General features: G+C 60.8%; 11 protein-coding genes. 6 read left to right on the top strand and 5 right to left on the bottom strand.

Features of this window, described 5'->3' with window-relative positions; all coding sequences use genetic code 11:
• Positions 1-13: 13 nt before the first annotated feature.
• Together CEC48_RS10810 and poxB are read left to right on the top strand one after the other, a co-directional pair.
• On the top strand, positions 14-1,246 hold the full coding sequence (locus CEC48_RS10810; protein WP_088423725.1) for an NADH:flavin oxidoreductase/NADH oxidase family protein: 1,233 nt from the start codon (positions 14-16) through the stop codon (positions 1,244-1,246).
• Between the two features lie 78 nt (positions 1,247-1,324).
• Entirely contained in the window at positions 1,325-3,049 is a 1,725-nt protein-coding gene (gene poxB, locus CEC48_RS10805) for a ubiquinone-dependent pyruvate dehydrogenase (protein ID WP_088423724.1), read from the top strand.
• Between the two features lie 42 nt (positions 3,050-3,091).
• Here the strand turns inward: poxB and CEC48_RS10800 are convergent, their stop codons facing one another.
• Entirely contained in the window at positions 3,092-3,649 is a 558-nt protein-coding gene (locus CEC48_RS10800) for an NADPH-dependent FMN reductase (protein WP_088423723.1), read from the bottom strand.
• 228 nt (positions 3,650-3,877) lie between these two features.
• Between CEC48_RS10800 and CEC48_RS10795 the strand changes: the two genes are divergently transcribed.
• Positions 3,878-4,114 carry a hypothetical protein gene (locus CEC48_RS10795; protein WP_088423722.1) on the top strand — a complete coding sequence of 79 codons (237 nt, stop codon included), beginning with the start codon at positions 3,878-3,880 and terminating at the stop codon, positions 4,112-4,114.
• A 335-nt stretch (positions 4,115-4,449) separates the two neighbouring features.
• Here the strand turns inward: CEC48_RS10795 and gspG are convergent, their stop codons facing one another.
• A complete protein-coding gene (gene gspG, locus CEC48_RS10790) occupies positions 4,450-4,875 on the bottom strand; it encodes a type II secretion system major pseudopilin GspG (RefSeq protein ID WP_088423721.1) in 426 nt (141 codons plus the stop codon).
• A 176-nt stretch (positions 4,876-5,051) separates the two neighbouring features.
• On the opposite strand from gspG, the gene CEC48_RS10785 reads away from it, so the two are divergent.
• Positions 5,052-5,945 carry a LysR substrate-binding domain-containing protein gene (locus CEC48_RS10785; protein ID WP_088423720.1) on the top strand — a complete coding sequence of 298 codons (894 nt, stop codon included), beginning with the start codon at positions 5,052-5,054 and terminating at the stop codon, positions 5,943-5,945.
• A 5-nt stretch (positions 5,946-5,950) separates the two neighbouring features.
• Here CEC48_RS10785 and CEC48_RS10780 read toward each other — a convergent pair whose 3' ends face one another.
• Positions 5,951-6,520, bottom strand: coding sequence for a GNAT family N-acetyltransferase (locus tag CEC48_RS10780; protein WP_088423719.1), 570 nt, complete (start codon positions 6,518-6,520; stop codon positions 5,951-5,953).
• Between the two features lie 21 nt (positions 6,521-6,541).
• Entirely contained in the window at positions 6,542-8,797 is a 2,256-nt protein-coding gene (locus CEC48_RS10775; protein WP_088423718.1) for an Orn/Lys/Arg decarboxylase N-terminal domain-containing protein, read from the bottom strand.
• A 147-nt stretch (positions 8,798-8,944) separates the two neighbouring features.
• Here CEC48_RS10775 and CEC48_RS10770 point away from each other — a divergent pair, with 147 nt between their 5' ends.
• Positions 8,945-10,093, top strand: a complete 1,149-nt coding sequence (locus CEC48_RS10770) for a MalY/PatB family protein (RefSeq protein ID WP_088423717.1) — start codon at positions 8,945-8,947, stop codon at positions 10,091-10,093.
• Between the two features lie 59 nt (positions 10,094-10,152).
• On the opposite strand, the gene CEC48_RS10765 is transcribed toward CEC48_RS10770, so the two are convergent.
• On the bottom strand, positions 10,153-10,368 hold the full coding sequence (locus CEC48_RS10765; RefSeq protein ID WP_003217010.1) for a molybdopterin-binding protein: 216 nt from the start codon (positions 10,366-10,368) through the stop codon (positions 10,153-10,155).
• A gap of 320 nt (positions 10,369-10,688) precedes the next feature.
• Between CEC48_RS10765 and CEC48_RS10760 the strand changes: the two genes are divergently transcribed.
• Complete coding sequence (locus CEC48_RS10760; RefSeq protein WP_088423716.1) at positions 10,689-11,660, top strand: aliphatic sulfonate ABC transporter substrate-binding protein; 972 nt, start codon at positions 10,689-10,691, stop codon at positions 11,658-11,660.

Here is an 11,660-nt window from a genome sequence, read left to right as displayed (position 1 = left end):
TGAGGAGTCAAGCATGTCGCCCTTCGAAGCGTTGCAATTGCCCAACGGCCAGGTCATCGGTAACCGCATCGCCAAGGCGGCGATGGAGGAGAACATGGCGGATGTGAACCAGGCGCCTTCCGAGGCCCTGATGCGCCTGTATCAAGCCTGGGCCGAAGGCGAACCCGGCCTGATCCTGACCGGCAACGTGATGATCGACCGCCGCGCCATGACCGGCCCCGGCGGCGTGGTGCTGGAAGACGAGCACCACCTGGACAAGTTTCGCCGGTGGGCAACGATTGGCCGGGCCAAGGGCGCGCAGTTTTGGGTGCAGCTCAACCATCCGGGCCGCCAGACCATGGCCAACCTCGGCCAGCAGGCGCTGGCGCCTTCGGCGGTACCCCTCGACCTTGGCGGTTTTTCGAAGATGTTCGCCCAGCCCAAGGCCATGACCGAGGACGATATCCAGGATGTCATCACACGCTTCGCCACCAGCGCGCGCCTGGCGGAAAAAGCCGGCTTTAGCGGGGCGCAGATTCATGCCGCCCACGGCTACCTGCTCAGCCAGTTTCTCTCGCCCTTGAGCAACCAGCGCACGGACCGCTGGGGTGGTGTCGTGGAAAACCGTGCGCGGCTGCTGCTGGAAGTGATCAAGGCCGTGCGGGCGGTGGTGAGCCCGAATTTTTGCGTGGCCGTGAAACTCAACTCTGCCGACTTCCAGCGCGGCGGGTTTGACGCCGCCGACGCCCGCGCCGTGGTCGAGTTGCTCAACCCGCTGGCCGTCGACCTGCTGGAGTTGTCCGGTGGCAGCTACGAAGCGCCGGCCATGCAGGGTGAAGCCCGCGACGGGCGCACCTTGGCCCGCGAAGCCTATTTCATCGAGATGGCCAGCGACCTGGCGAAAGTCGCCAGCATGCCGGTGATGGTCACCGGCGGTATCCGGCGACTGCCGATCGTCCAGCAAGTACTGGACAGCGGCATCGCCATGGCCGGGATCGCCACCGCGCTGACCCTGGAGCCGCACCTGATCAAGCAATGGCGCGCAGGCCGTGACCTCAACCCGCAACTGCCGCCGATCCGCTGGAAGCGCAAACCCCTGGCCAGCCTCGCGAGTATGGCCGTGGTGCGGTATCAGCTACGCCGCCTGAGCCGTGGCCGCCAACCGAAACCCGGGGTGGCGCCGCTGCTGGCGTTGATCAAGGACCAACTGTTTATCGCCCGGCGCACCCGTCAATATCGAGCTGCGATGACCAATTCTTCACATTGACCAGGGAGCATTCAACGCCATGGAACTGTCCTCTAGTGATCAGCAGCTTTTTACACTCACTGACGATTGGAGTTATTCATGGCGAAAATCACCCTGGCCCAGCAATTGGCGACCACCCTTGAACAGGCGGGCATCAAGCGCATCTGGGGCCTGACTGGCGACAGCCTCAACGGCCTGACCGACTCCCTGCGCACCATGGACAGCATCGAGTGGATGCATGTGCGCCACGAAGAAGTGGCCGCGTTTGCCGCCGGTGCCGAAGCCGCGGCCACCGGCGAGCTGACCGTGTGTGCCGGCAGCTGCGGCCCCGGCAACCTGCACTTGATCAACGGCCTGTTCGACTGCCATCGCAACCATGTGCCGGTGCTGGCCATCGCCGCACAGATCCCCTCCTCCGAGATCGGCCTGAACTACTTTCAGGAGACCCATCCCCAGGAGCTGTTCAAGGAATGCAGCCACTTTATCGAGCTGGTGACCAACCCTGAGCAGATGCCCCACGTGCTGCACCGTGCCATGCGCTCGGCGATCCTCAATCGCGGTGTGGCGGTGGTGGTGATTCCGGGCGATGTGTCGCTGCTGGAAGTGGAAGATAAGTTCAAACCTTGGCCGGCCCTGTTGGCCCCGCGCACGCTGCCGGCGGAACAGGACCTGGAGCGCCTCACCGATATCCTCGAACACAGCGGCAAAGTCACCCTGCTGTGCGGCAGTGGCTGCGCCGGCGCCCACGATGAGGTGGTGGCCCTGGCCGATGCCCTCGGTGCGCCGGTGGTTCACGCCCTGCGCGGCAAGGAACATGTGGAGTGGGACAACCCGTTCGACGTCGGCATGACCGGCCTGATCGGTTTCAGCTCCGGCTACCACGCCATGCTCAACTGCGACACGCTGATCATGCTCGGCACCGACTTCCCGTATCGCCAGTTCTACCCCACCGATGCGAAGATCATCCAGGTCGACCGCAACCCGCAGGCACTCGGCCGGCGTGCCACGCTCGACCTGGGGATTGCTGCAGACGTCAGCGAGACCATCCAGGCGCTGCTGCCGCGCCTGACCCGCAAGACCGATCGCAGCTTCCTGGAAACCTCGCTCAAGCATTATGAAAAAGCGCGCCAAGGGTTGGATGACCTGGCAGAACCGTCAAAGGCGGGCCGGCCGATCCACCCGCAATACGTCGCGCGCCTGCTCAGTGAGCTGGCGGATGACGACGCCATCTTCACCGCCGACGTGGGCTCGCCTACCGTATGGGCGGCGCGCTACCTGAAAATGAATGGCAAGCGCCGGTTGATCGGTTCGTTCAACCACGGCTCGATGGCTAACGCGATGCCCCAGGCCATCGGCGCACAAGCGGCATTTCCAGGCCGCCAGGTGATTTCGATGTCCGGCGACGGTGGCTTTACCATGCTGATGGGCGACTTCATTACCCTGGCGCAGTTGAATCTGCCGGTGAAACTCGTGGTGTTCAACAACTCGTCCCTGGGCTTTGTCGCCATGGAAATGAAAGCTGCGGGTTACCTGGACACCGGCACGGAGCTGAAAAACCCGGACTTTGCCGCCATGTCCAACGCCATGGGCATCCTCGGCATTCGCGTCGAGCAGTCTGAAGACCTGGAATCGGCCCTGCGCCGTGCGCTGGCCCACGACGGCCCGGTGCTGGTGGACGTGGTCACCGCCACCCAGGAACTGGTCATGCCGCCGAGCATCAAGCTGGAACAGGCCAAGGGCTTCAGCCTGTACATGCTCAAGGCAGTGATGAGCGGGCGCGGCGATGAAGTGATCGAGTTGGCGAAAACCAACTGGCTCAGATAACCCCACTCACTGTAGGAGCGAGCAAGCTCGCTCCTACAGTTTTTATGCGTGCTGTTTTTCCACCCACTTCCCGTAGGCATCAATAAACGCCTGCAAAAACGGCTTGGTCTTTTCCGACACCTTGCCCGACTCGTCGAACACACTGCCCGCGCCGCCCAGGTAGGCTTCCGGTTGCTGCATGCACGGCACATCGAGGAACACCAGCGACTGGCGCAAATGGTGATTGGCCCCAAAACCGCCGATGGCGCCAGGCGACACACTGATCACCGCGCCTGGCTTGCCACTCCAGGCACTTTGCCCATAAGGCCGCGAACCGACGTCAATTGCGTTCTTCAATACGCCCGGCACGGAGCGGTTGTATTCGGGGGTCACAAACAGCACCGCGTCGGATGAACGCACGTGTTGGCGGAAAGTACTGTAGGCTGCCGGCGGTGCAGCACCGTCGATGTCCTCGTTGTAGAGCGGCAAATCGCCAATTTCAACAATGTTCAATTTGAGATTGGCAGGCGCCAACTCGGCCAATGCCAGGGCGACCTTGCGGTTGATCGACTCTTTTCTCAAGCTGCCGACCAGTACGGCAATCGTGTAGACCTTGCTCATTGGGGTTTCCCGGTTTCTGACTTAAGGAGCTTGTAGTTATAGAGCCTGCGCGGCGCTATCACCAGCGCGTTTTTGCAATCCCCAGGGACGCTCACACCGCAGATGGACTTGTAAGTAATGTCTGAAAAAGTCAACGAATAGTATTTTTTTTCCATAGGTAAACTACCCCGCTCTCCTACGGTCTACAGAACCGCAAATCGAGTGTTTATCTCCAGAGGTTCTAAACAGATGGCAGCAGTACTTGTCGGACAGTTCCATGCCAGAGACGCGGAAGGTCGCGTTTATTCCGTGCATGAGTTCCAGGAATCCAACCCGCCCCTCGACGGCATGGCTGGCTCGGCGCCCTCCACCACCTACAAGCTGGCCATTGGCGACCGCGTAGAAAAACTGGATGGCGATGAGTTCAGGCTGATTCAGTCGGGCACTATCATCACCCGCGAATCCGCAACGACCCACGCTTCATAAGACCCCGCCGCAACGCAAAGTCTTGGATGCGTACCTGCTCAGTCCTGGCCATACATGGCATGGTGACTGGGCCGGGACGGATCACAGGTTTCAGTGTCACCAGCCATTCACGCCCATCAGCATGGTTATAAATCCCATCAGTACCAGGCCCAGGCCCAGCGGCCATTTCATGTAGCGACCCCACCCGGGTTGAAGCTCGAAAAAACGCCTGAAACGCGAGGTTTGTCGGGTCTGTTTCCACGTAATAGTTGACCACGACACCAAGCGCCACCACCGCCACTGCTGCCAACAGCCATTTCCTGGCACGCCGTGCAAAGCCTGCGTTGGCGAAGGTTCTATTCACCATAGGCAATATCCACGTTATCGCCTTCACCACCCAGCGTCCGGTCCTTGCCAAATGAAAACAGCTCAAAGGGGGGGTTCGGCTGCGTAGCGGGGAAATGGTACTGATACGCCACACCCCAAGGATCCGTGAGGATATCGTCCTTTAGATATGGCCCCTTCCACTTCGCCTCGTTCTCAGGCTGGGTAATCAACACCGCCAAGCCCTCGTCATCCGTGGGATAACGCCCCACATCCTGATGAAACTGCTCCACCGCCTTGCCCAGCACGTTCAACTGGACCTTGGCCGTGGCGATTTCCGATTGGGTCACATCGCCAAATATCCTCGGCCCGACCGCAATCGCCAGCACGCCGACCACCAGCACCACCACCAGCAGGTCCCACAACGAAAACCCGCGCGTGTCTGTTTTACCGAGCATCGATAAGGCTCCCCCATGAATCCCTTGGTTGATACGCCCTTTGTGTGACCTGTTGGTTGCAGGCGCCAGGGGTGTTGATCGTGCAAGTCTAGTTGGACCGTTCCTGAGCCGGGTCTTTTTTCCATGCCCTGGCCTAAGCCATTGAATCCACGTCGCACTGAACATAGACTCCGGCCATGCGTTTACGTCATATCGAAGTCATTCAAGCGATTTTGCAGACCGGACACCTCGGCACCGCCGCCGAATGGTTGCAACTGCCTGTGGCCGATGTGGACGCGACCCTCAAGGATGCCGAGCTGCAATTGGGCTTCATGCTGTTCGCCAGTGTGCGTGGACGCTTGCAGGCCACCCGGGAGACCCTGGAGCTGCAGGGCGAAATCGCCCGCCTCTACGCCGCCCTTGAGCCGGTGCAGCGCCTGGCCAGCAGCCTCAAGCACCATCATGCTCCGCCCTTGCGTGCACTGTGCACACCGCCGCTGGCCAATCAACTGCTGCCCCAGGCGATCGCCGTACTGCGCCGGCGCTTTCAAGACACGCCGTGCAACCTCTCCAGCCATTCCACCCGGGACATCGTCAAAAGCCTGCTGCTGCATGAAGCAGACCTGGGCCTCAGCCTGCACGACCCGGAACACCCGCAGATCCACAGCACGCCATTGGCCCACGGCAAACTGCAATTGCTCGCGCCCCACGGCTGGCTCAAGCCTCGGCAGAAGTACATTGCGCTACAGGAGCTGGCCGGGCAGTCGATGATCGGGCTTGAGGGCCAGGACCCGCTGAGCCGCCTGCTGGACAGCAAGCTGCAAGCCTTGCGCCCGCTGCCGGTGGTGCAGACGCGGGTGCAGACGTACCAGATGATGCGCAGCATGGTCGAAGCCGGGGAAGGTTTGGCGATTGTCGACCCGTTTACCGCCACCGGCGCGCGGGAAGCCGGGCTGGACGCTTGCCCGTTGTCACCACCGATGTTGGTGACCTTATATGCGTTGACCCTGAAGGACAGCGAAGCGTCGCCCGCCCTGAATGCGTTGCTGGAGATTGTCACCGAGAAGGCCGAAAGCCTGCTGGCGAGCTGATTGGCTCAGACCGCCTCCAATTCCGATTTGAACAACCGATACCAGAAAATCGCCACTTCGCGCGTCTGCGGATCGATCCCGCGATAGCGCAGGTGGTCGATCCCGCCCATCACATACCCGCTGCGCTCGTACAACCGGCAGGCACCCAGATTATTGTTCTGGGTTTCCAGCATCATCCCCGGCAGGTTCTTCTTGCGGCTCCAGAACTGCGCCACGTCCAGCAACGCCTTGGCCACCCCGTGGCGCCGCGCAGGCAAAACCACCGCCAGCTCATCGACATGGGCAAAGCCGTTCCAGTTGGTGCTGACCACGATGTGCCCCACGGGCCGGTCATCCAGGTAAGCCATGAACACCGCACTGTCGGCCGCGTCACGGAAGCTGGCGAACTCTTCGGGGTCGATGCCGTAGCATTTGCGGTAAGGCACGATGCGCTCCACCGTCCACTGATCGACGCGCTTGCCCATTTCCGGCACGCCGTAGGCGCTGACTTCAAAGCTGAAGTCGTTCCCCCACACATAGGCGTCAAATCCTTCGTCAGCCACCCGGACACTGAGGCCTGGGTACTTGGGGTTCATTACAGCTTGCATAAACATTACTTAACCCTTGATGCAGTCGACGGTGTAACAACGACCATTGCCGTCATCTTCGTGTTGCAGTCCATGAACATCGGCGACAAAGCCCGGGAAACTGCTATCGAACGTCCTGGCAAACGCCAGGTAATCAATGATTGAGCGAGTCGATTCGGTGAAACGCTCCCCCGGCATGATCAACGGAATACCCGGTGGATAAGGCACCAGCATGACCGCCGCGATGCGTCCTGGCAAAGCGTCGATGGACACTGCCTCGACTTCGCCCTTGACCAACAGGTCATAGGCGTCGGCCGGTTTCATCGCGATTTCGGGCAATACGGTGTACATCCGTTTCAGGTGTTTGGCCGTGGCATTGCTGCGGTAACAGCCGTGCAACTGGTCGCATAAATCCTTCAAACCCAAGCCCTGATACCTTACAGGGCCCTGCTGAAACACGGATGGCAAACAGCTGGCGAGGCTCACGTTGGCGTCATAACTGCGCTTGAATTCCAGTAATTCGGTGAGCAGGGTACTCCACTTGCCTTTGGTGATGCCCATGGAAAACAGCACGAGGAATGAATACAAGCCGGTCTTTTCCACCACCAGCCCACGCTCCCAGAGGAATTTACTGACCACCGCCGCGGGGATTCCGCACTCGCTCAAGGCCCCGCCGGCGTTGAGACCGGGCATCACCAGGGTCACCTTGATCGGGTCCAGCAGCACGTAGTCTTCGGCGATATCGCCAAAACCGTGCCAGTCGGCCTGGGGTTGCAGCAGCCAGTCTGCCGTCACCACCCGGTCAATGCCCGCCACCGACGGCGGCTGCCAGATGGAAAACCACCAGTCTTCGGCGGCAATGTGCTGGCGCAGGTTCGCCAGGGCACGACGGAAGCTCAGGGCTTCGTCAAACATCTCTTGCAGCAACGAACGCCCCGCCGGGCCTTCCATCATGGCGGAGGCCACGTCCAGGGAGGCGATGATGCTGTACTGCGGCGAGGTGGAGATATGCATCATGAACGCTTCGTTGAAGCGGTCACGGTCCAACTTGCGCGCACCGCCATCCTGCACATGGATCATTGATGCCTGGCTGAACGCGGCGAGCAACTTATGGGTGGAATGGGTGGTGAACACCAACGGGCTGTCCGACGTGCGTGAGGTGCCCATGCCATAACGGCCGGCGAAGAACTCATGAAACGCCGCGTAGGCGTACCAGGCTTCGTCAAAGTGCAGCACCTCGACGCTATTGCCCAGTTGCTGCTTGATCAGCTCGGCGTTGTAACACAGGCCGTCGTAGGTGGAGTTGGTGACGACCGCCAGCTTGACCTTGGCGGGTCGGCCACGCGTCAGCGGGCTGGCTTCGATCTTGGCGCGGATCGACTCGGGGCTGAACTCGCTCAGGGGAATCGGCCCGATGATCCCCAGTTCATTGCGTTCCGGGCACAGGTAAAGCGGGATGGCGCCGGTCATGATGATCGAATGCAACACTGACTTGTGGCAGTTGCGGTCCACCAGCACCAGGTCGTCACGGCCAACCATCGAGTGCCACACGATCTTGTTGGCGGTGGATGTGCCATTGATTACGAAGTAGGTGTGGTCAGCCCCGAAATTGCGTGCCGCCCGCGCCTCGGCTTCGGCCAGCGGGCCGGTGTGATCCAGCAGCGAGCCCAGCTCCGGCACCGACACCGACAAGTCCGAACGCAGGGTATTTTCCCCGAAGAACTGATGAAACGCCTGCCCCACCGGGCTCTTGCGATAAGCCACGCCACCGCCATGGCCCGGCGTGTGCCACGAATAATTGGAATCCGCCGTGTGCTGCACCAGGGCCTTGAAAAATGGCGGCAACAGGCCATCCAGGTAAGTGCGGGCCGCACGCGCAACTTGCCGGGCGAGAAACGGCACGGTGTCTTCAAACAGGTAAAGAATGCCCCGCAGTTGGTTGAGTTCGCTCATGGCGTCGGCCGGGGCGTTTTCCAGGGTGACTTGCTCACCCAGCGCGAAGATCGGCAGGTTAGGCGCCCGCACACGCGCCAGGCGGATCAGCTCCACCATGTTTTGCAGCAGATGAGTATTTTCCCCGGCGCCCTCGGCGGCGATCAGCATGCAGGCCAGGCCGTGATGGGTCGAGGCCACCAGGCGACCCTCGGCGTAGTCCACCGCTGAAAAGATACTGAAGCCCTCCTGTTCCAGCTCCCGGGCGATGCCCCGGACGCGGTCGCCGGCAACGGTGTCGGCCTTGATGTCGCGGTGTACGATCAGAACCGGGAACTTCAGGTCTTTGTACATGAGCGCTTGGCGTCCTGAGGGCTATGCCTTCAGGGTAGAAGCTTGGGGCGGATGTCGCGAATGAAGATGCGCAAATGGTGGCCTATAAAATTAATGGCGCTAGAATCAGCGCCATTTCCACGCCCGCCTCCCTGACACGAGCCACCCATGAGCTTTGATTTCGACAAGATCCACTCCCGCCTCGGCACCGGCAGCACCAAGTGGAGTCGTTACCCGCAAGACGTTCTGCCGATGTGGATTGCCGACATGGACATCGCCGCACCACCGGCTGTGCTTCAGGCGCTGCACCAACGCCTTGATCAGCAGATCCTGGGCTACAGCGTGGCCTGCGATGGCGTGCGTGAAGCGATCGTCGCCGACCTGTGGGCCAAGTACGCCTGGCGCGTACAGCCCGATGAGCTGCTGTTTTTGCCGGGTGTAGAGCCTGGTTTCAACATGGCGCTGCATGCGTTTGTGCAACCCGGGCAACCGGTGGTGTTGCAAACCCCCAACTATCGCCCGATTCGCCTGGCGCCCGGCCACTGGAACCTGCCGAAGATCGAAGTGCCGTTTGAGTTGAGCGCCGAGCGCGAGTACCTCACGCCGTTGCCTGCGATGCGTGAGGCACTCACTGGCGCCGGTGCGTTGCTGTTGAGCAACCCGCACAACCCGATGGGCAAGGTCTTCCCCCGCGAAGAGCTGCTGGCCGTGGCCACCGCTTGCCTGGACCAGGGCGCGCTGATCGTCTCCGATGAGATCCACGCCGAGCTGTGTTTTGACGGCCGCCGGCATATTCCCACCGCCAGCCTCAGCCCCGAGATCGCCCAGCGCACCATCACGCTGATGTCGGCGAGCAAGGCGTATAACGTCGCCGGTCTGAAGACCTGCTTTGCGGTGATCCAGAATCCCGAGATCCGCGAGCGCTTCAACCACGCGCGCTGCGGCATGGTCGACAGCGTCAGCCCCCTGGGCCTGGAAGCCACCCGTGCGGCCTATAGCGACTGCGGCGACTGGCTGCAAGCGCTGGTGGCGTACCTGCAAGCCAACCGCGATTACCTGCTGAACGCCGTGCAAACCCGCCTGCCCGGCGTGGTGATGCATGCGCCACAAGGCACTTACCTCGCCTGGCTGGATTGCAGCGCCCTGGGCCTGGATGACCCGCAACGGTTTTTCCTCGAGCAGGCGAAAGTCGGCCTCAGCGCCGGCCTGGAGTTTGGCGATGACAGCCAGCAATTCGTGCGCCTGAACTTCGGCTGCCCACGGGCCATGCTGGAAGAAGGCATTGCCCGCCTGGAACGCAGCCTGCGTCACCGTTAAGGCGCAGCCCCTCAATGAAGCGGCGTGGGAGCTGGCCAGCTCCCACATTTAGATGGGTTTCACAACTTCGCGATAGAGACTTCGGTCGACTTCACAAAGGCAATCACTTCACTGCCCACTTTCAATTCCAGGTCACGCACCGAGCGCGTGGTAATCACCGACGTCACGATCCCCGACGCGGTTTGCACGTCGATCTCGGACACCACTTCGCCGATCAGGATTTCCTTGATCACGCCTTTGAACTGGTTGCGCACGTTGATCGCTTTAATGGTCATGTCGGCTTTCCTTTGGTCTGTTGGGTCAATCCGCACGAATGCGCAGGCACTCAAAGTGCCCTATTCGTGAAAACAACAAAAGGAATAAATAACTCTTTATTTATTCCATAAAAACATATGCAAGCTGTTGCATAGCCAACAGTGATTCAACAAAGTGCCCTCCCCAATCACAGCACCTCCCCGCCAATTCTCAATAAAACCGGCCCCGCGACTGCTGGCACAGAGACTGCATATTCCAATAACGCATGATGGAACATGCCATATGAATTTTCTGAATATAAGAAAAGCCTTCTCTTTCCCGCCTTGCCCGGAGCTGTTCCATGAAACCCTTCGTCAACACCCTGTTGGGCGCCTGCGCCCTCGCCCTCAGCCTGCAACCTGTGTCCCATGCGGCAGAAACCGACCCCGCGGAAGTCCACCTGGACTACGCCTATTACTCCCCGGTGAGCCTGGTGCTCAAGCACTTCGGCTGGCTCGAAGAAGCACTGCCAAAAACCAAGGTCGGTTGGGTATTGAGCCAGGGCAGCAACCGCTCGCTGGAATACCTCAACAGCGGCGGCGTCGATTTCGCCTCCTCCGCCAGCCTGTCGGCGGTGTTGAGCCGGGCCAACGGCAGCCCGATCAAGTCGGTGTATGTGTACAGCCGCGCCGAGTGGACCGCACTGGTGGTGCGCAAGGATTCGACCTTCAAGAGCGTCAGCGACCTCAAGGGCAAGAAAATCGCCGCCACCAAAGGCACCGACCCCTACCTGTTCACCTTGCGCAGCCTGCAGAAAGCCGGCCTGACCAAGGAAGACGTGGAGCTGGTGCACCTGCAACATCCGGATGGCCGTACCGCCCTGGAAAAAGGGGATGTCGACGCCTGGGCCGGTCTCGACCCGCACATGGCCGCCAGCGAAATCCAGGCAGGTTCGCGCCTGCTGTACCGCAACAAGGACTTCAACAGCTACGGCGTGGTCAGCGTGACCGATAAGTACGCCAAGGAGCATCCACAGACCATCGCCAAGGTGCTCGGCGCCTATGAAAAAGCCCGCAATTGGGCGGTGAAACACCCCGACGAATTCGCCAAACTGCTGGCTGACGAATCCGGGCTGCCCCTGGAAGTGGCCAAGCTGCAACTGTCGCGCACCGACTTGAGCAGCCCGTTGCTGACCGCTCAGGACGTCGTGTCGTCCAAGGCCGCCGCGCCGATTCTGGTATCAGAAGAACTGGTGCGCCGTGGGGTGAATGTGGACCAGGTAATCGACCAGTTGATCGACCCAAGCTTCGGCCAGGCCTTGCCTCGTCCATAA

It is taken from the genome of Pseudomonas sp. K2I15 (assembly GCF_002204795.1).
In the GTDB taxonomy this organism is placed as follows: Bacteria; Pseudomonadota; Gammaproteobacteria; order Pseudomonadales; family Pseudomonadaceae; genus Aquipseudomonas.
Note: the sequence above shows the minus strand (reverse complement) of the source record. Positions and strands in the feature narration are given on the sequence as shown.

Excerpts from the sequence above, each read along its gene's own strand:
- CEC48_RS10810 (WP_088423725.1), top strand. The coding sequence starts at position 14 with ATGTCGCCCTTCGAAGCGTTGCAATTGCCCAACGGCCAGGTCATCGGT.
- poxB (WP_088423724.1), top strand. The coding sequence starts at position 1,325 with ATGGCGAAAATCACCCTGGCCCAGCAATTGGCGACCACCCTTGAACAG.
- CEC48_RS10800 (WP_088423723.1), bottom strand. The coding sequence starts at position 3,649 with ATGAGCAAGGTCTACACGATTGCCGTACTGGTCGGCAGCTTGAGAAAA.
- CEC48_RS10795 (WP_088423722.1), top strand. The coding sequence starts at position 3,878 with ATGGCAGCAGTACTTGTCGGACAGTTCCATGCCAGAGACGCGGAAGGT.
- gspG (WP_088423721.1), bottom strand. The coding sequence starts at position 4,875 with ATGCTCGGTAAAACAGACACGCGCGGGTTTTCGTTGTGGGACCTGCTG.
- CEC48_RS10785 (WP_088423720.1), top strand. The coding sequence starts at position 5,052 with ATGCGTTTACGTCATATCGAAGTCATTCAAGCGATTTTGCAGACCGGA.
- CEC48_RS10780 (WP_088423719.1), bottom strand. The coding sequence starts at position 6,520 with ATGAACCCCAAGTACCCAGGCCTCAGTGTCCGGGTGGCTGACGAAGGA.
- CEC48_RS10775 (WP_088423718.1), bottom strand. The coding sequence starts at position 8,797 with ATGTACAAAGACCTGAAGTTCCCGGTTCTGATCGTACACCGCGACATC.
- CEC48_RS10770 (WP_088423717.1), top strand. The coding sequence starts at position 8,945 with ATGAGCTTTGATTTCGACAAGATCCACTCCCGCCTCGGCACCGGCAGC.
- CEC48_RS10765 (WP_003217010.1), bottom strand. The coding sequence starts at position 10,368 with ATGACCATTAAAGCGATCAACGTGCGCAACCAGTTCAAAGGCGTGATC.
- CEC48_RS10760 (WP_088423716.1), top strand. The coding sequence starts at position 10,689 with ATGAAACCCTTCGTCAACACCCTGTTGGGCGCCTGCGCCCTCGCCCTC.